The sequence below is a fragment of the Candidatus Gracilibacteria bacterium genome (genome assembly GCA_010119145.1).
Classification (GTDB): Bacteria; Patescibacteriota; Gracilibacteria; order BD1-5; family UBA6164; genus JAACSU01.
Window position 1 is genome coordinate 214,410 of sequence record JAACSU010000007.1, and the last position, 20,165, is coordinate 234,574.

18 protein-coding genes are annotated in these 20,165 nt (G+C 30.8%); 9 read left to right on the forward strand and 9 right to left on the reverse strand.

Going from position 1 to position 20,165, the window contains the following annotated elements; all coding sequences use genetic code 25:
• Nucleotides 1-3 precede the first annotated feature (3 nt).
• Nucleotides 4-1,062: a tRNA 2-thiouridine(34) synthase MnmA gene (mnmA, locus tag GW846_01485; GenBank protein NDK09431.1), complete on the forward strand. Its 1,059-nt coding sequence runs from the start codon at nt 4-6 to the stop codon at nt 1,060-1,062.
• Here the strand turns inward: mnmA and GW846_01490 are convergent.
• The 3 genes from GW846_01490 to GW846_01500 form a co-directional block, all read right to left on the reverse strand.
• Nucleotides 1,055-2,197 carry a hypothetical protein gene (locus GW846_01490; GenBank protein ID NDK09432.1) on the reverse strand — a complete coding sequence of 381 codons (1,143 nt, stop codon included), beginning with the start codon at nt 2,195-2,197 and terminating at the stop codon, nt 1,055-1,057. The two genes, mnmA and GW846_01490, sit on opposite strands and share 8 nt — an antisense overlap.
• Nucleotides 2,198-2,222: 25 nt before the next feature.
• Nucleotides 2,223-4,253: a hypothetical protein gene (locus GW846_01495; GenBank protein NDK09433.1), complete on the reverse strand. Its 2,031-nt coding sequence runs from the start codon at nt 4,251-4,253 to the stop codon at nt 2,223-2,225.
• 81 nt (nt 4,254-4,334) lie between these two features.
• Nucleotides 4,335-4,931, reverse strand: a complete 597-nt coding sequence (locus tag GW846_01500) for a hypothetical protein (protein ID NDK09434.1) — start codon at nt 4,929-4,931, stop codon at nt 4,335-4,337.
• A 137-nt stretch (nt 4,932-5,068) separates the two neighbouring features.
• Between GW846_01500 and GW846_01505 the strand changes: the two genes are divergently transcribed.
• A complete protein-coding gene (locus GW846_01505) occupies nt 5,069-6,010 on the forward strand; it encodes a hypothetical protein (protein NDK09435.1) in 942 nt (313 codons plus the stop codon).
• A 40-nt stretch (nt 6,011-6,050) separates the two neighbouring features.
• Here GW846_01505 and GW846_01510 read toward each other — a convergent pair whose 3' ends face one another.
• Nucleotides 6,051-6,953 carry an FAD-dependent oxidoreductase gene (locus tag GW846_01510; protein ID NDK09436.1) on the reverse strand — a complete coding sequence of 301 codons (903 nt, stop codon included), beginning with the start codon at nt 6,951-6,953 and terminating at the stop codon, nt 6,051-6,053.
• 85 nt (nt 6,954-7,038) lie between these two features.
• Nucleotides 7,039-7,245, reverse strand: coding sequence for a hypothetical protein (locus GW846_01515; GenBank protein NDK09437.1), 207 nt, complete (start codon nt 7,243-7,245; stop codon nt 7,039-7,041).
• A 287-nt stretch (nt 7,246-7,532) separates the two neighbouring features.
• Between GW846_01515 and hflX the strand changes: the two genes are divergently transcribed.
• Nucleotides 7,533-8,711 (forward strand): GTPase HflX, encoded by a 1,179-nt coding sequence (hflX, locus tag GW846_01520; protein ID NDK09438.1) that lies wholly within the window; start codon nt 7,533-7,535, stop codon nt 8,709-8,711.
• A gap of 52 nt (nt 8,712-8,763) precedes the next feature.
• Nucleotides 8,764-9,834: a hypothetical protein gene (locus GW846_01525; GenBank protein NDK09439.1), complete on the forward strand. Its 1,071-nt coding sequence runs from the start codon at nt 8,764-8,766 to the stop codon at nt 9,832-9,834.
• Between the two features lie 25 nt (nt 9,835-9,859).
• Here the strand turns inward: GW846_01525 and GW846_01530 are convergent, their stop codons facing one another.
• Both GW846_01530 and GW846_01535 read right to left on the reverse strand, forming a co-directional pair.
• Nucleotides 9,860-10,762, reverse strand: coding sequence for a hypothetical protein (locus tag GW846_01530; protein NDK09440.1), 903 nt, complete (start codon nt 10,760-10,762; stop codon nt 9,860-9,862).
• A gap of 128 nt (nt 10,763-10,890) precedes the next feature.
• Nucleotides 10,891-11,970, reverse strand: a complete 1,080-nt coding sequence (locus GW846_01535; protein NDK09441.1) for a DNA recombination protein RmuC — start codon at nt 11,968-11,970, stop codon at nt 10,891-10,893.
• A gap of 157 nt (nt 11,971-12,127) precedes the next feature.
• Between GW846_01535 and GW846_01540 the strand changes: the two genes are divergently transcribed.
• From GW846_01540 to GW846_01555, 4 genes are all read left to right on the forward strand, one after another.
• A complete protein-coding gene (locus GW846_01540) occupies nt 12,128-13,291 on the forward strand; it encodes a hypothetical protein (GenBank protein ID NDK09442.1) in 1,164 nt (387 codons plus the stop codon).
• A 60-nt stretch (nt 13,292-13,351) separates the two neighbouring features.
• Nucleotides 13,352-15,373: a glycoside hydrolase family 104 protein gene (locus tag GW846_01545; protein ID NDK09443.1), complete on the forward strand. Its 2,022-nt coding sequence runs from the start codon at nt 13,352-13,354 to the stop codon at nt 15,371-15,373.
• A gap of 94 nt (nt 15,374-15,467) precedes the next feature.
• On the forward strand, nt 15,468-16,088 hold the full coding sequence (locus tag GW846_01550) for a hypothetical protein (protein NDK09444.1): 621 nt from the start codon (nt 15,468-15,470) through the stop codon (nt 16,086-16,088).
• Between the two features lie 44 nt (nt 16,089-16,132).
• Complete coding sequence (locus GW846_01555) at nt 16,133-16,687, forward strand: hypothetical protein (protein NDK09445.1); 555 nt, start codon at nt 16,133-16,135, stop codon at nt 16,685-16,687.
• Here the strand turns inward: GW846_01555 and GW846_01560 are convergent.
• Together GW846_01560 and rsmG are read right to left on the reverse strand one after the other, a co-directional pair.
• A complete protein-coding gene (locus tag GW846_01560) occupies nt 16,684-17,247 on the reverse strand; it encodes a Sua5/YciO/YrdC/YwlC family protein (protein ID NDK09446.1) in 564 nt (187 codons plus the stop codon). The two genes, GW846_01555 and GW846_01560, sit on opposite strands and share 4 nt — an antisense overlap.
• Before the next feature lie 8 nt (nt 17,248-17,255).
• The gene (gene rsmG / locus GW846_01565; GenBank protein NDK09447.1) at nt 17,256-17,942 is read right to left on the reverse strand and encodes a 16S rRNA (guanine(527)-N(7))-methyltransferase RsmG; all 687 of its coding nucleotides are present in this window, start codon (nt 17,940-17,942) and stop codon (nt 17,256-17,258) included.
• Between the two features lie 104 nt (nt 17,943-18,046).
• Here rsmG and recG point away from each other — a divergent pair, with 104 nt between their 5' ends.
• A complete protein-coding gene (recG, locus tag GW846_01570; protein ID NDK09448.1) occupies nt 18,047-20,053 on the forward strand; it encodes an ATP-dependent DNA helicase RecG in 2,007 nt (668 codons plus the stop codon).
• Nucleotides 20,054-20,165: the final 112 nt, after the last annotated feature.

A 20,165-nucleotide genomic window follows, 5' to 3' on the forward strand; every position in this document is an offset into this window, starting at 1 on the left:
GTGTTGAAAAATAAGAATAAGAAAATACTCGTTGGACTCTCTGGGTGAGTAGATAGTTCGGTAACAGCCTATCTCCTCAAAGAGCAGTGATATGATATCACGGCTGGTTTTATGATAAACTATATGGCTCCAGAAGGAGAATATTGTCCGACGAAAGAAGATATCGAAGTAGCAAAAGAAGTGGCTGCCTATTTAGAGATTCCATTCTTTACCTTTGATTATAGAGACGAATACGAAGATAAAGTACTTAACTATATGTACGCGTGATACCAAAAGGGGATTACTCCAAATCCTGATATTATGTGTAACTCAGAGATCAAGTTTCGAGTATTTCTGGATGAAGCACTTGAGCTCGGGTTTGATGGTGTTGCGACCGGGCATTATGCAAGGATAGAAGAAAATAATTGAAGCTATACACTCCTTAAATGAGTTGATTCAAATAAGGATCAATCATATTTTCTCGCTGGACTCTCTCAAGACCAATTAAGTAAGTCATATTTTCCGATTGGATGAATAGAAAAATCTTCAGTGAGAGATATAGCACGAAAAGCAGGGCTCCCAAATGCTGAGCGTAAAGAATCCCAAGGAATTTGTTTTGTGTGAAAAGTAGATATTAAAGAATTTTTACAAAAAAAAATACCAAACTCTATTTGAGAGGTTTATGATACCTCTGGGAAACTCCTTGGAACGCATAAATGAGTATTTTATTATACGATTGGTCAAAGAAAAGGTCTTGATATCTGAGGTATGCCAGAGCCAATTTTTGTGGTGAATAAAGACATAAAAACTAATCGACTCATTGTTTGATATGGAGCTGATGATGAACTGTATAGTGATACGCTCTATTTAGATGAGCTCCATTTTTTATGAGAAGAAAAATTACTTCCTAAAAAATCTCAAGCAAAAATCCGCTACAGACAAGCGGATCAAAATTGCGTCATATCTCATGAGGGAGAGAGATATAAAATAGTCTTTGAAACTCCACAGCGAGCAATTGCGAGTGGTCAATTATTAGCTCTCTATTATGGTGATGAGTTATGGGGAAGTGGAGTGATTATCTAAATTCTCATGTAGAAGCGAGCATATTTAAAGAATATAAACTATCACGAATATCTTGCTGTAAAATACTTCTTTCTTTATCACTTATATCTATATCTGTTACGTAGCTGCTTTCATAAAAATTTTGATAGACTTGAAATATAATCTGAGCACTAAATTTTTTATCTTTGAGTAGCAGGTCCAAAAATTTTTGAGCTTGATCAAGATTTAATACATCATATTCACTCGCTAATTCAATTAATTCTTCTACATCATAATCAATGAGTTCACCTCCAGAAATTCATAGGTTTTCTAAAATTCTTACACCTTTAAATAAATGTGAGATTAAAACATCATACTCAAATTCATAATCTACTTCTCCATCGTCAAACCCTAATACTCAATCCACTTTATTTTTAGTTTCATTTTGTTTTCTTGAAATAAGTGCGTGACTAAAATCTTTAAAATGATTAATAACTCACTTACTTATGATTTTTCCAGATGTAATAAGTTTTTCAGAAATGATATGTTCTACTGATTCTTCAATGTTATTACTTGAAATTGCAGATACGAACTCATTTTGAGTTAAAACTCGCTTTCTGAATAAATAATTTAAAAAATCATCTATTTGTGTAGAAGACTCAGTTTTAGTAAGGTGAGTTCAATGAATGAAAATATCAATAATTTCTTCAGTAAAATTTTCGAGTTCATAATCTATAGTTTTATTTTCTATTTGAAGCATTTCAGCTTTTAAAAATGGATGAGAACGTATTGTTTTTCATAAATCTTTGGCAAGACGAACGTAACTATTACAGGCATATACATAATTTCATGATACACTCGCATTATATACAATAATAGGTTCTAATTCTGTAAAATACAATCCGAATATAAGTTTTTCAAGGAGAAAAAAAACACATTCATCAAAATCAAGGCTTCCATCATACATTGAGTTTAATTCTGTTTCATTGAGAACTCAAATTGAATATAGATACTCCGAAACCTCCTTGATATGATTGTCACCAAGTTCTTTGTATTCTCATTTGTCTAATTTTTCTTTACTGATATTATCAGCTAATTTTAAAAATTTATCCAGTGAATATTCAAAAATTTCTGTCCTTTCATCTGATTGTAAGCTTTCATTTCTTCCTCAATTCATTTTTTAAATCTAAATTGTAAAATAGTTATCAATTTTTTGGTCACAGTTGGATGCCTCTCATATAATCTAAAACTAAAGATTCAGTATCACATTGTGAGTTTTCAAAATACATAACACAAAATTGTCCTACTTCTGATTGCATATTTTTATCTTCAATAATTCATTGAAGGAGAATATATGCCAGTGACCTGTAAATAAGGTCTCACAAATTTTCTGAGATGAGTATTTCTTTAGGCATAAGTAGGCCATTACTCTCCAAAAATATGAGAAATCCATCAATATGTGTCTGAAGTACTGTATCTTCTTCTCAATTATCAATTGCATCGAGGATATTGTAAATGTAACCTTCTACTTCTCAAGAAAATTCATCCACTTCATCTTTAAAGGTATATTTTGCAATTATATCCTCATATCTTTCTGAACTTCTTGGAGATAAATTTAAGAGTATTTGTCGCATATCAGACTTCAATGCGTAGTCATCTAATATTCAGAAAGAGAGTAAATGAGTTCATAAGAGATATGCTTTCATGAAAATATCTTCATCATATGTAATATTGAGAGTCATTTCATCTAATTCTCAAGAAATTTGATTATAGAAAGCTTGTTTTCATAAAATATGTTTTTGCTCTAATTCTTTTTGTTGTAAACCGTTTACTTGGGAAATGAGTTCATCCATATTTGAAATATATATTCAATATTTAGGATTAGGTATAAGTTCTCATTCAAATTCTATATATAAATCAGGTTTGTTTTTTGAAATTACTTTCAAGAATTGATAAAAATTATCAATTCTTTCTAATAAAGATTCTGAGTCATCTTGAAGTTCTTTAATTTTAGCTTGTGTTTTTTTTGAACGAATGAATTCTCAAAGTACATTTTCTTGAATGGGATCATGTTCTTTAAAATATTGAAAACAGAGTTTTAACATTATATCTTTCAAAGCTTTTTCTTTGATGAGATTTTTTCTCAAGAGTTCAGAAAATAGCGTGTATACTTTTTTAGTTTCATCTTTTGTATCTCATAATTCTTGAGAAACTTTAAATCATTCAACTTGTAAAGACTCTAAAATTATACTTAAAGTATCTGATAGTGTCCCATATTCTTCTCACTCAAGTTCGTTTACTAATTCCCAAATATTCATAGACAGGTTCTCTTGAAACCAATCTAAATTTTCTGGTTCATCAAGTTGAGTAACATAATCTTTTACTTGATTGGTATACACAGTACCAAATTTTGCAGCAAGAATTCATAGTGATGAAAAAACTTCGTTTTCATCGTTTATTCAATCAAATTCTCAATTTTTCATAACATGGATTCAAAATTCGAGTATTTGCTCACCAAGTGATAAAGTAGATAATTTTCAATAAAAATTATTAATTCAATCTAGAGTTTTATTTTGGGTTCATCTTGATACTATTTTATGATTTTCTCTGAGCTTCTCTAGTTCCCATTTTCTATATTGCTCTACCAATTTTTGAAATGTTAAATATCTTCTCTGAAAGAGTGGATGAATATTTTTAGTTTTTCCATCATAGATATAACTTAGATCTGGAGCAATAACTTTTAATATATTTATAAAAACAATAAAACCTTCGAGCGATTCATTATATTTATTTTTTACATCGATTTGAATTTTTTCTGATTTTGTAGGATCTAATAGTGTTGTATTTTCTTGTACAATAAATCATTTTTCCAGACTTTCTTGTAGCTCTAGACTAAAGTCTTTTTTCGAAAATACTGTAAGTTTTTTACATAATACATGTACTTGTCAGTACATATATGGGCTATCATCAAAAAATCAATTTTGTAAAAGATTGAAAAGGATTTTGATATTTGAATCAAGATTTATAGTTTCATTTGTAGAAGTGAATATATTTGGAAGATATTCTTGAATAATGGCAGTATATCATGCTCATTTAGTTCATTCTTGTTTAAAATCCATTCCTGCTTCTAATTCTTCAGCAAGATTTTTGCAATATCGTACAAATTTATAAATACTTGTTTGTAATTCTAAACTTCAATCTATAAAACTCTGAGCATCAATGGTATCTTTCATATAAACGAATATAAATCAGAAGTATTATTATTACTATAATAAAATATTAAGTCAAGTAAAGAATATATTATTTATTATTGTTTAAACACCTACTTGATGGGTCGTCTCATCAAAAAGTTTTCCAAAATAATCTCCAAATTCATAGGCTCCATCTCTTGAAAAGTTATGATAGGGAAGAAAGGCATGTCATCAATCAATTGTGTATTCTGGAAGAGCTGATAGAATATAAGCTGAATGGTCACTAGAGTTTTTATCTCACGTTACTGGGTGAATAAATTCAAACTGAGTTTCAAACAGTTCATATATTTCTTCTCTTTGTTTATAGGTCACAAAATCCTCTCTGTGAATTCTTATAAGTACTCCGTTGAGTATATCATCACAATCTCATGGAATGATATTGAGGACGCAGTTATTAGATTTTTGTAATTTGATGACATCCTCATATGACTCGAGTCAGTATTTTACCCAATACTTTTTTCGGAAGTTTTCAAGTATATCAGGATCCATATCTCATGGTACCATTTTGAGATTATAAATTCGCTTAAAACCAGAAACTAATACTGTTTTTGATGTTGAGGTTTGTCATTCATGAGAGGATGTATTGAGAATACTGCCATATCATATCAAATCTATATATTGTTTATCACTTGCTATTATTTCATCCCACGAAGATTTCATGCATTATCCATTATAAATTATTTAATGAAGTATAAAATAATATCTGAGAATTTAAAATTTTTATTAAAGCATGTTTTTATATTTTGACAAACTTCTTAAAAACCTTATTTTTATTTATATATTTTAAAGAATAATAAATGAATGTACACACACTAGATCAAAATAAGTATTTAGAAGTATGAAATATTTTGAAGAGTAAGTTTTTTTTAAGATTTTTTCTAAAATACCAAAAATCAACGAAATGCAATGAAAGAAAAAGATATAAAAATTTTCCAAAAGTTGGGAGAAGTAGTTTTTCTGACGAATTTTATTCTGATATAGAAGATATATTTTGAGATACTTCAAAATTAAAACATTTTTTACAAACATTCAGAGAAGAAATGATATCTCATCCTGAAATATGGGATCAGATTAATACTTGATTATCAGATGAAGAATTCGTGAATACGATAATGAATTTTATGTGAATTTATTTAGAATTATGAATTGCTGAATTCACAATTAAAGAGATTTGCAAAGAGAAAGTTGATCAATTAATCTCAGCCGGGAAAGAAACAAGAAATGATATAAATGGATTATCTATTCCAGAATCTTTACAATTATGAAGAGAGCATTGATTATTTCCAATAGATTCAGAGTGAGAAATAATATTTTTCCTTTCTAAAGAGTGATGAGAATATAACGTAACTCAGCAATTCTCAAATGAAATTGCAACTGTAAAAAAGGATTGAGAAGTATTAAAAATTCACAATCCAGAGTTTATTTTATTTTCTGATGATGATAGTAGAGAAGTTTCTTTAGAAAAAATGAATTCACTTGAATTATTTCTTAATATATATAGAGCTCTGCATTGAAAATTAGATTATGAATACTGTGTAACTGGTGATTGAATGGAAAATTATGGTGATTTTATTGATAATTGGATTCAATCTTTAAGCGATAAATCTTATGATTCAAAAGAAGATATTTTTATTCAACAATGATGAAAATGGGGGAATATGTTTGAAAAATTTTTGATTGAAAATATTGAAATACTTCGTAAAAAAACACAAAGAGCTTCACTTAAGATTATAAAATAAAAAAAGAGCTTCCAATTTGGAAGCTCTTTTTATTGTTTATTTATCCTCGAAGAATATCTTCGTGAATGCTATCTGCAGCGAGACATCACTCGGCTGCTGACATAATTGTTTGTTTAAATTTGTTTGAGTTTGTCGTCACATCTCAGGCAGCGTAGAGTCATTTAATAGTGGTTTCTTGTCTTTTATCTACCACGAGACAATTCTCATCATCAACTTCAGGATTCATATGAGAAACAAGATTGATAGATGGATCTGAACCAATAGCAACAAAGAATCCATCTGCTTTTACAATATTTCAGCTCTTGAGTGTTACGTGCTCGAGGAACATGCTACCATCAATATGGTCTACTTCTTCATTCATCATGAGTTCGATATTGTCTTTTTCTTTTACGTGGTCAACCCATATATCCTCAGCTCTAAATGTATCTTTTCTATGAATAATAGTAACTCTGTTACATATTTCTGCGAGATAGAGCGCTTCAGTAAGTGCTGTATTTCCCCCTCCTACAATCACCACATCTCGACCTTTAAAAAACATACCATCACACGTTGCACAATAACTTACTCCTTTTCCAAGAAATTCTTTTTCTCCAGGAACTCATAGTTTTCTATAGGTATTTCATGTTGCGAGTATAACGAATTTTGTTGTAAACTCTTTATTAGTAGTTTTAATACAAAATCATCCCTCTATTTGAGTGATAGAGTCAACAGTATCTTGAAGTATATCACTTCCTGATAACTCAGCATGTTCTTTGAAACTATCCATTATTTCTTTTCCACTTGCTGAAATAACTCAGGGCCAGTTCTCAACTTTATGACTGGTAGCAAGAGCACCACCTGGTTGTGCTCCTATGACAACATTGTGTATTTTATATCTACTGGCATACATTCCAGCTGGGAGTCCAGCACTTCAAGCTCCCACAACTATTAATTCGTAATCCATTTATTTATTTTGTTTAATGAGTATTGTAGGCTAGTATAATAAAAATACACTGTAAATAAAGAGTAATTTTTATCGAGAAATATAATTAAATATTATTAGTTTGTCTCTCATTAAGCTCATTACTGAGCATATCAAATCTTTCTTGTTTTCTTTCTACTGTTTCTTCGTCCATATATATCCCAGTAAAAAGAGCATCTTGTTGTCATCGGATCAAGCTCATTAATTCCTCTATAGTAGCATTTTTTACACTTTCAGGAGCTCTAAGTATTCATTTTTCATTTAAATTGTTCATCTTCCAAAGTTATATAAATTAAAAAAGTTCCTCCGATTGGAAGAACTTGTGCTTGTTTTTAAAATTGAGTGCTTTAAATACAAAAAGAAATCCTTCCATTTTTCTGGTAGAAAAAGTAAAAGAAATAACTCCAAGAAGTATTTTTAAGTCTTATATTCATTTTTTATTTTATAGGTTTGTGCTAAATGTAGAATATGTAATTTTAAAACATAGTCAAAATATTTCTTCTATTCTTACAATTAATAGGTAAAATAGATTTTTAAAATACAAAAAATAATAAAAAAACTATGTGAATAATAGATTATAGTGAAGTATCTGAGCGAGATTTAGAAGCATTGCAAGCAAAAATTGGGAACTGAGAATGAGAACTCAAAGTGTTTGTGGCAGATATATTACCTCATGATGAAGCTCAAAAAGAGAATTTGGAAGATAGGATGATGGAACTTGAGAGTCTCATTAATACTTTTGGGTGAGTTGTTATTTTAGAGCATATACAAAAACGAGCTCTTCCTGATTACAACACGTATATATGAGGAGGAAAACTCGACGAGATAATTCATGAGATGCACCAACAATGAGCAAATCTACTCGTTATTTGAAACATACTTAAACCTCATCAGATGTATAATTTGAATGAAGAACTTAAAAAAATATGAGCCGTTGCTTGGGATAGAGTTGATCTCATTCTCAAAATATTTGAAAAAAATGCTCGAACGGAAGAAACTAAACTACAAATTGAACTCGCTGCAATCAAACATATGTGACCAAGAATATTCAATATGTGAATGGAACTTGGTCGTCAAGGTTGAAAAGGATCAGGTGAGACAAACACTGAGACCATGAAACGTCATTTAGCTCGTAGAGAATTAGAAATCAGAAAAGATTTAGAAAAATATAAAAAAGTAAGAGAAACTCATAGACAAGGTCGAAAACAAAAAGGTTTTCTTACTGTTTGAATTGTAGGATACACGAATGCTTGAAAATCGAGTCTCCTAAATGCACTTACTAATAAATGAGTGTTGGCTGAGGATAAACTCTTTGCTACGCTCACAACGAGTGTGTGAAAACTTTGGATTGCTCCAAAGGAAACTTCACAATCTGAGTATATGAAGGGAACAGAAGTGCTCCTTTCAGATACGATTGGGTTTATTCGAAACCTACCACCTCAACTTGTCGATGCTTTTGCATCAACCCTTGAGGACTCCATAGAATCTGATCTGATATTTCATGTTATAGACGCAAGTGATCCCAAAGTCGTTGAGAAAATAAAAGTTGTCGATGATATTCTGGATACTATATGAGCGACACAAGATAAAAAATATATTTTTAACAAAACTGATAATCTTTCACAAGATGAATTGTCAGTAATTCAGGAAAAATTTTCATATTTAGATCCAATATATATATCAACGAAAACTCAGTCTGGATTTGACGAAATACTAGAACTTATGTTAGAATATAGCTAATACTGCTTAATTCTCTGCATTGATAGATTTTCTCAATACATTTTACCTCTATATGTGGGATATTCTCGTTTTCTTTATACTTATAATAATATTTGTTTTTTCAAGGTATTTTCTTAGAACTGATATTGAAAAAAAAGAACATACAAAATGAAATACTCCACAACTTAATGCATGAAAACAAGAGTTTTTTATGATTTGAGCTGTTGTTATTGTGACAAGCATTTATTTTGCTTCGCTTATTTTTAAAATTGAAATGTTACAAAATATTGTAACTTTTACTTTTTCAATATTTGCTCTCTATATTATTTCACTCTATTGCCAAAGAAAAATACTTCTTATTTATGGAGAAGAAGTTGAGGTTTCAGGGCAAAAATATTTCAAAAAATGATATAAAGTCAGTCTCTTTGGTCTCTTTGTAAATGTATTTGTTTTTTTTATAGGAATATTTCTTTGTATTCAAATATTTGAGCTCAATACATTTATCCAAATAGGAGGACTTTGGGCTTGAATATTGGCATTTATGTGATTCACAGCACCAGTATGGGCTTTGGATATGATAGCCTGAATTATTCTTTTACAATCAAAGAACTTCGAGACGGGAAATGTTTATTATATTTATGATAGAGATTTACATGTTTGGATAAAAAGTATCTCACTGACAGAAGTGAAGTGTATAGATTTACGATATTCAAATCCAATAATGTTTCGTCCCAGTGAATTTCGTAATCTCATCGTAAAAAATCTATCAAATGGAATTGGATGAAAATCTAATAAAATACTCAGAGAAAAAGAAATATTTGTAGATTATTCAATTTCTCAGGAAGCTGTTGCAAAAGTGTGTCAGGATGCGTATGATGAAATGTTACTCGATTTGACTGGTTCTGAAGTGACAAATTACTTTTGAGATGATAAATACTTATCACTTGAAATAGATGACTTTGCCAACTACGCTGTAAAATATAAACTCTTTTATAGTATAACTAGTCCATTTTATATATTCAAAGCTGAGCGACTGTATAATCAGTATTTATTCAAGCATCAACAAAGTAACTCATTATATTTTTCTACTCCAGATCTTATCCACCTAGAAAAAACTGACACAAAAAAAATAACTACTGTATAAGTAGTTATTTTTTGCTATAAAGAAATTACTCAGCGAGTAAGTCATTTACTATTGTCATAATTTCATCTTCAACCTCAACTGAATCTGTTCTGTCGTCTATAATTTCTTGTAGAGCGATAAGAGCAGCAAGTAATGCAGTATTATCTTGGTTATTTTCAATCATTACTTCTATTCGAGCAGATATTTGTGGTAGTCTTTCTGCAGGAATTTTGTCTAAAGTTTTCTCCAATCTTTTAAGAAATGCTTTTCTATATTTTTCAACAAGACTCTTTTTTACTTCTTTATATTCTTCTCTGAGTTCTTTGCTTTCTTCTCTTAATTTTGCATTCGCTTCTAAAACTCGTTCTCTTTTTTCAATGATATCAATTCCATTTGAGCTAGAACCTATTATTTCTTTTATAGCCTCATAAGAAGCCATAGCTACTTCTTTCATTTTAGCTCGAATAAGAACTTTATCAGCGTCAGTCGTAGCGAGTTCAAGTTGGTTCTCAAGTGCTTCTAACTGAACTTTTGTTTCAGCTTTCAAAGTTTGAAGTTCCAATTTTTGTTCACTCGTAAGTTCACTTCATAAATCTCTCAGTTTATTTTTATATTCGTCTTTGAAGTCTTCTCTGTTTTGTTTTGCTTCTTCTCTATTTGCTTTAACTGAGTCTTTCATTTCATTTTTTTGAGTTTTCATCTCATTTTTTCTCATATCTTTTCTATCTTCGTCTTCATCTTCCATTTCATCCTCATCTTCCATTTCATCTTCATCTTCCATTTCATCTTCATCTTCCATTTCATCTTCATCTTCCATTTCGTCTTCATCAGAATCTTGAGTCTCAATGCTCGTGTCGTCGCTATCGTCTTCATGGTCAGCAAATGTAGTCTGTGCTAAAGGCATTGATAGTAATGCTAGTAACATAAGGAGTGATAAATTCTTTTTCATAATAAAGTTCTAAATAATAAAATCATTGTAGCACATCAAAGTATAGAGATACTTTGTAAGAGAATTATAAAAAAATAATGTTTTTAAGCCAATTTTTTGATATTGACCTATGGCATTGTAACTCATACTTAATCTAGTAGTGGTTTATCTATAGATTCCATACTAGTTCTAGATTCTTGAGCTTCTGGGTTTATTTTCAAAATATCTTTATCTATTATCTCAAGTCTCTTCTTTCAAGTATTAAAATGATTCACTGTAGTAGAGAGAGAGTTTCAAAGTTTAGAATATACTTCTTCATAACTGGATATGTCTTTTTGTAATTTTAAGACATATTTCTGTATCTCTTTTGCTTTTTCTTCTATCTGGAGTGATTTCATTCATTGTAATACTGTTTGTAAATATGCATAAAATCCACTTGGTGAACAGATTATAACTTTTTTAGAAAAACCGTATTCAATGAGTTTTGTAGGTGAGATATCTCAGATTTTGTTTATAAAAATATCATAGTACATTCACTCTGCTGGAATCAGCATAAAGGCAAAATCAGTGGTGTTTTCTTCTGGTAATATGTATTTAGAAACTTCATCGATTCTATTTTTTATATCTCTTTTTAAATCTGTAGAGTATTTTTTTATGGAAAATTCATCCTCTGACTGAGTCAGACGTTCATAGTTTTCATGAGGAAATTTAGCGTCTATAGGAATAGTTTTGCCTCATAAAAAGAGTCCAGCATCTACCACTCAAATAGAGAGTGCGTATTGTAATTTATATTGATCACTTGAAAACACGTTTTCAAGAAGCTCTTTGAGAAAATATTCTCAGAGATTTCCTCGTTGTTTCGGGTTTTTTAGTACATTTTCAAGTCCTCTGAGTTGAGCTCCTATATCTTGAATTTGTTTATTTGTTTCTCACAGTTCCGTGAGTTTCTTAGTTATTTCTTCGATTTGTTTATTTGAGTTTTCAGATATTTTACTACTCGTAGCAAAGGTTCGACTCATATTATCGGTCATAGATTTATTACTTTCTGCGAGTTTATAATCGAGTGTTTTTCGTATATTGAGAAGTTGTTCTTGAATCATACTTGAGCTTTCACTATTTTGGTTTCATCCTTTTGTCTTACTTATTAAAACGAGAATAGCTACTAATACTCAACAGAGTAAAAAAGCTGAGAGCGACAGCAGGATTATAAAAATATCTATATTTTCCATATAAGTTTTTAAGAGTATATAGTATGAGTATATAGTATTTTTTAAAACTGTGAAATTTGAATTGAGCTTAAAACTCAATGTTTTTAATATATGAGATTTTGTACTTGTTGAAAATATATGATAGTATAGATTTATATTATTATTTTATATGTAAAATATGTATTTTTTTGAACAAATAAAAACTCAGTTTATTCTTAATTTAAGAGTAGATTTTGAAGTGCAGGGGGCTCAAAACCCAGAACAAATCGCTAAAACACCTTCTGAAAAATCAGACAAAATAACTACTCCAGAAAATACCCTTGAACATGCTAAAAAGACATCCAGTAAATTAGATGCTCAAATTAATCAAGAAAAAGAAAGATGACTCATAAAAGATTGAGAATTAGCATACTGAAATATTTCTTCTAAAAATATCGAAACAAATTGATTTGATATGAGAACTGATAATCTCTCTGAATCTATGCCAGCTCCTATAGGCCAAACTGAGTGAGATGTTTTTAGTTTATGAGAAAGGTATAGTTCACCACAGGAACAAGTAATGTTAGGGAAACTAGCTGAGGGTACGATTGGATTTGATGATCCAGAAGTATCTGCACTTGCAAAAGACCTATGAATGGAAGAAGTGTTGCGTACTGCGGGAATTGATTGACTTGGTAAAACTGAAGTTCCTGAGTGAATAGAACAATCAACTCCAGAAATGTTGCAATGATCTAAAACTGAAGTTGAGTCAGAAATAGCTAAAATTGATTCTCAAATACAGTCACTTCCGGAAGGCTCTCAAGAAAGACAAGCCTTAGAAAAACAATCTACTTTTTTATGAAACTTTGCTCAAGCTATCATAGATATGATTGAATGAAAACAACCAGGCTCTCAAGCGTGATGATTTGAGTGAATTGATGTGGTCTGAGATAAGGATGTACTCGCAAGAGGAATGACTTACACTGGAATACATGAAAATTCTGGAGAAGCGGATAAATTCTTAATGTGAATGGCAAAATCAGCTCGACAAACTCCATGGTGTGCCTGATATGTGAGTTATGTACTAAAAGAAGCTTGATATAACATTACTCCAACATTGTCTTCTCAAGCATTTATATGAAAAACAGGGAAATGACATGTTGCTTTTTATGCTTGAAATAATCAAATGCTTGGATGAAATCAATCCGATTCAGTATCATTAGCTCCTATTAGAAAACCTATTGCAGGATGGACCATGCCAGAAGATCTTGAAAAATGAAAAGCATCAAATAAAGGATGAACTCCTCCAATTTGAGCGATAATAGTATTTAATAGATGAAATACAGATAGAAATCTTGCATAATTTGCGTCACTATCCAAAAAATGATATCCTTAAGAGGATATTATTTTTTTATACATATGTATGTATTTTCTCAATCAACAAATAAAACAATTTTTGAACTTAGTAGTAAGTTATAATGCAAATCCTACCGATGGGCCAGATGGTGGATGAATTGAATCATGAGAACTTAATGTACCAAAAGATAAAGTAGATTCTACAGAAAATCTAGCCTTTAAAGAATTAAATGAAGAACTTGAGGGCATTGATAATGATTCAAGTCTTATTAGTAAGTATGCAAATATACTTGGTACATTTCTTCAAAAAGTGAAATCTTGAGAATATCCAGGTCTAAGCGAAGAGGATGATGATTTTAATAGATTATTAGAGCTCTATACTTCTCGATTCAAGCAATTAAACACTCTCAGAGATAGAGGTCATCAAATAGAGCATATAATAAGCTTAAATATATCAAAGCTCAATGAATCAGTAGATACGGTCATAGAGTGATGAAGTATTACTACAGAACTTGATGCAGCATTTGAGCAAGAAGCTGAAAATAACAAAATTGAAATTGATCAACTTAGTTCACTTGAAAATGAATATAGAGCTCGAATAGAAGCTATTTGAATAAAATTATCTCCATTTTTTTGAAAAGAGAACAATACTAATTCTATGGAAAAAGTTGTAAATATCTTTAAACAAATTAATACTTCAGTTCTAAAAGACATGACTGATTCAGATAAATTAGATTTTTTTAAACTTGAAGCAATATCTGGAATTCAAGAGATAAATAGATTAGCTGACATAGCCTTGAGAGATGAGACGATGGTATGAGATAATAAAGAGAAACTTGGAGAAGAAAGACTTGATTCAAGTCATGAAAATTATAATGAAATATTAGAAAACGAAGAAATAAAACAAGCATTAACGAATTCTGAGTGAGTAACTCCTACATTTGAAGAACTAGATTCTGACCATATTTTAATACTACAAAAAAAATGAGTTAATTTAGCAAAATTATTTTTAGTACATGAAGATGGTTCAAATATTTCTGAAGATTTAGAACAAGGAAAATCATATATCGTAAATTTTTGAAGAAATACTGAATTAGCTTGAAAATTAAATCTTGCAATTATAGCAAGAAATTCTCAAGAAGTATTACTAGACTGAAAAAACATGCAGTTTGAAGGGAGCCAGTTTAAATCAGATTGAAAATTATATCCGTTAAGGGATGGGTCAAAAATTGAAATTATTAAAAAATTTACAGATGAGGGGTCGCCTGAACAAACTGAGAGATTTAAGCAAATAAATTGACTCTTGGAAAGTAGCTGAGTTGCTACTACGCAGCAAAGATCTATCCGAGAAGCAATGATTTCTCCTAATCCTCAAGAAGCTTTTCAATGAATGACTCTTCCTGGAGGTATTGCAGGGATGCTCATGAAAATGTTTATAGAATTTTTTACAGATAAAAATTTTGAACTCGTTGAATGAGAGAATATTTGGAAAGAAGTAAACGGCGATGTATTAAGTAATGAGGATATTCTCAATGATACGATGTGAAAATATTATGATAACGGTCAAAGAATCGATGTGAGTTCAAGCTTTGAAAATCTACCTAAATGAGTTTGATCATTAATTAATACTATTTATCAAGCAGAATCAAATGGGAATCCAAATATTATCTATTCTTGATGTCCTATTCAACCTCCAATGCCTATTACAGAGATGTCAATTAGGGAAGTAAGAATTTTTCAAGACAGAATGGTAGCTGCAGGAAGCAAATCATCTGCAGTTGGTGCCTGTCAGATAATCAGAGATACTATGGATTGAGCAATAAGTGCTGGAGTATTGAACCCAAACGATAAATTTGATATGGCAGCTCAAAATAAATTTACAATATGGAAAATGAATGAAAGAGGTTTAGATGACTTTATGTCATGAAAAATAACAGATGCAAGCTTCATGAAAAAACTCTCTCAAGAGTGGGCGTCACTTCCAAAAGATATGTCAGGTGCAAGCTACTATGCTTGAGATTGATTAAATCATGCACTCGTAAGTCCACAACAAATTATGCAACATTTGAAACAAATTTGAAATTGATAACAATAAAAAAATCTCCACTCAGGAGATTTTTTTTATTGACAAATATTTTATTTATGTAATATAGATTTATTAATAATTTATATATTTTAGGTATATGGATAAATTTTGACACACAGAGTGGGGAATTGGTGAGAATGCAGATATGTTTGAAAACTTAAATAAAGAAGAAATTTTTTTAGATTCTCAAAAAGATACATTTTTATTGCGCTTGAATGGAGTGGAAAAAATGGGACTTGTAATCATGTTAACTGTATGAGGTGTCACAACAATAATGGCTTCAAAAGTGAGATGACAAGAAATGGAGCAATATTATCTCTACGATGATTTGAACCAACGATATGAAAAACCAGTATTTGATGGAAACATGTGGGACATGTGATTAGATGAGTTAAAATCATACTTATATAATGAATGATTTGATAGTCAGTGAAATCCAGCTTGAAATATCCTTGATTTAATGACAGAGTTTGACACTTTAAAGAGTCTAGATTTTAAAAAAACTTTAGAGACCTGGCTTATTTCATTGTATGAAAATACAGGCTATAAATTCAAATGAAATGAATTGATTTTGTTAGTACAAGTATATTGAGATTTACAAAATCATGATTATAAAGCAGCTGAAAATACTATTTCAATTTTTAAAAGTATTTTTTCTTGGGTGCAAAATTTAGAATATGCTCTGGATAATCTTAAACTTATCCCATTAGAAGCCTAAATCTGGAAGTTTAAGTATGTTTATAATTAAAATAATATTAAACAATGGTACAAGTACCTCTAACTACTACAGAATTTGAAGAAATTATAGATGATGTAAAACAATGAAGGTTTAGAGATTTTTTAAGAAAAATAAAACCTTTAAGAACTGCAGTTTCAACTTCTATGTTTATACTTACAGCTACTCCAGCAGCTTGAGATTCGGTTCAAATATGAAATGACCCTTGAATAGAGAGTATTGAAGCATGAAAATTAATTGCTGAACTTCTTCGTTTAGAAATTGCATGAATTCCAACTTCTGAATTGTCAGAATATACTGATGAAGAAACGAGAAAATATTATCTAGAGGCATTTTCACATCCAGAAATATTACATCAAACAGGACTCATTATACGAAAATTTTCAGAAGAATTAGAGCTATATTTGGGCTGGGAAGATATTCCTTCTATAGCAGATTTAGTGATTGCAAAATATTCTTGAAATTCTAATCTTTGGAAAGATACATTTTCAAATACAGTTTCACTTTATTCAGCATATTCAAAAGACCTTACAGATTTATTGACGAGTCTATGATTTAACCCAGAATGATCAAAAATCTAGTTTTTTCTTACATACTCAAGCTCTAAAGTCTCTCAATCAAAACGAAATACATCAGAAGCAGGAACATCTTCATCTAAAATAGTGTTTCCACCAAGGATTTCTATGCTTCCTTTTTCTATATAATAAGCAAAATCTTCTTCAATTTCTTCAATATTATAATTTTCTCAGCTTTCTGAAGTATTTGCAGAAGTAAGCCAAATTGGTCAAACTCTTTTTATGAGTTTTTCTTCTATTCCGTTACTCGCAACTCGAAAAGCTACTTGAGTATAGACATCTTTATTGATAAAGTGTTCTTCATTGTCATCTGCATATTGTAAAAAGAGCTCTACTGTGTCTGAATTTGTCAAAATAGTAAATGGTTTTTCATAACGCTCTAAAAAATCTACTTGTTCTGGAAGTAAGTCAGTATTTTTTCGTAGCCAATCAAAACCTGAGACCATTATTGCGAGTGGTTTATCAAATTTACGTTTTTTCATTTTATAGATTTTTTCGTAACTCTTTTTATCATCAATAGCACACGCGATACCATAACATGTATCAGTAGGGAATATGTATATCATAGTTTGTTTTATATTATTGGATTTTTAAGTGGTTCTCATACCTTTCGAGGATATTTGAGATGTGTTTTTGCGACTTTTTCTATAAAGATAATACTTCTTTCTTGTCCAGCAAGTTCGTAGTTTTTTACTTTCATAATTTTTCCTCCTAGTCTGGCAAGTGCTTTTTTAGTACTCGTAAGCTCCTCTTTGTCCGTCAGTTTATAAGCTGCAAAAACTCATCATATTTTTATCAGTGGGAGCACATATTCAAGCAAAGTAGGAAAATACGCAGTTGCTCTAGAAACAACGAGATCAAAGCTCTCTCTGTATTCCATATTTCTTCCTATATCCTCAGCTCTACCTACGAGGGTTTCAGCATTATCAAGTTCTAAGGCATCGATAAATCCATCAACTGCTTTCATTTTTTTTGCAACCGAATCTATGAGAGTAAATTCAGCATCGGGTGAAACAATTGCAAGTGGAATACCTGGAAATCATCCACCTGTTCATAGGTCAGCAACTTTTCATTCTATATCATAAAGCGCAGCCAGCATGAGACTATCAACAAAGTGTTTCTCTATGATTCAGGCTTCATCACGTATAGCTGACAGATTAATTTGGCTATTAGTTTCTATGAAAATACTTAAAAATTTTTCGAATTTTTTTATTTCATCTTCCTCTAATTCTATGTGATATTTTTTTAAAAGTTCTTGCATAAGTGGTGACTATAAATTATGTCAGGATAGTATGAGAAAATAGTTAAAATGCAAGCTTGAAATTTGAGGATTCAAGGCTATACTAAAGAAAATAAAAAAATTTTATGCTAACAACACCACTCACAAAATCCTTGCTTCGAACAACCGATAACTATATCAAAGCTCTTGAAAAAGGGGGAATGAAAACAGTTTCGGATATGCTTATGTTTTTCCCAAGAGAGTATGAGGACCGAACAGAAGTACTTGATAGTTTTTCTTTGATAAATCTCAAAGAAAAAAATACAATTCTCGTTACTTTGGTCTCGCTTGAGACTACGAGAACCAGCTGAAATAAACTTTTATCTAAAGCGGTAGTAGAAGATAAAAATGGATTTTTAGCTGAAGCAGTTTGGTTTAATCGTAAATATCTTGCTTCGCAGCTTTGAGTTTTTAAAGGGAAAAAGATTCTCTTATCTTGAAAAGTGAAATACAATTATGGAAAAGTAAGCTTTGTGTCTCCTGAAACAGAAACTGATCTCTCTAAGATTGCGGGTTGAATTGTCCCAATTTATTCAGACGCGCAGTATATTCCGGGAAGGTGGATAGAATCAAAGATGTGAAATCTTGAATCATACATCTCTGATATCAAAGAAAATCTTCCAACAGAAATTATAAAAAAATATAATTTTGTGAGTCGTAAAGAAGCTATTTATAAAATTCATTTTCCAAAAAACTCACACGATATTGAAATAGCAAAACATCGTCTAGCATATGAAGAGCTCTATAAAATTAACTATACAGCTATTTCTTCGAAGTATAAAAAATTTGAAGCTTCAGAAGGGAAATCACTTCCAATTCCTATGGACGCAGAGTATATAAAAGAAATCATGACTCACATACCTTTTGAGCTTACGTGAGGTCAAAAAATAGCTCTTTTTCAGCTTCTCAAAGACATGGAAAAAGCTCACTCTATGCAAAGACTACTTGAGTGAGATGTTGGTACAGGGAAAACTATAGTGGCTCTTATAGCGCTCATACACGCGATTAAGCAAAGTGAGAAACTAAAAAACAAGATACAAGTCGCGTTTATGGCTCCAACAGAAATTCTTGCAAGACAGCATTTTTCGAGTATGGAAAATATGCTCATAGAGTTTTGACTGACCTCTCACTTATTAGTCGGGAGTACGACAGCAAGCAAGAAAAAATCAATCAAAGACGAACTCAAAAAATGAAATGTGGATGTCATCATAGGAACCCATGCACTTGTGCAAGAAGATGTCTTATTTTCAAATCTATGATTTGTCATCATTGATGAGCAGCATAAATTTTGAGTGCATCAAAGAGGAGTGTTAGAGTCTTGACTCTGAAATGGTTCAGGATTGATCCCACATAATCTGAATATGACTGCAACTCCTATACCTCGTACCCTTGCATTGACCTTGTACGGAGATCAAGATTTATCCATTATTTCAGAATATCCAAAAGGGAGAAAACTCATACATACGAAAGTAGCAAAAAATGATGCAGAGCGAAGACAAATTGAACTTTTTGTGAGAAGTGAGCTCGAGAAATGACGACAAGTATTTTGGGTCTCTCCACTCGTGGAAGAATCAGAAAAAATGGATTTAGCCAATGCAGTAAGTACCTATGAATCACTTGTTGATATCATGTCACCATTTCGAGTTGGTCTCATTCACGGGAAAATGAAAGCAAAAGAAAAAGAAGCAATCATGAAGGAGTTTGTAGAAAATAAAATCCAAGTTCTTTCCAGTACTACGGTTATTGAGGTTGGAGTCGATGTCCCAAACGCAACTATTATGTGTATAGAGTGAGCCGAACGATTTGGGCTCTCTTCATTGCATCAAATTCGAGGTAGAGTTGGTCGAGGAAAACATCAATCGTATTGTTATTTATTCCCAACAACATGAAATAACACAGACAGACTCAAAGCAATGGAGCAAACAAATAATGGTTTTGAGCTCTCTGAAATTGATCTAGAAATTAGAGGACCATGAGAAGTCTACTGAGTGCGACAATCAGGACTGCCTGATCTTAAAATTGCTGATATTACAGACTTACAACTCGTATCGCAAATCAGAGAAGATATTGAGGAAATGTTTGAAAAAACATAAATTTAAATTATTGATTTTTATTTACTTTTAATTATCTTTACGTTTATATATAGTTAAATTTAAAAATATTGAGATTGAGTAAGAAAATATTTATATGATTGTTATTTTTAAT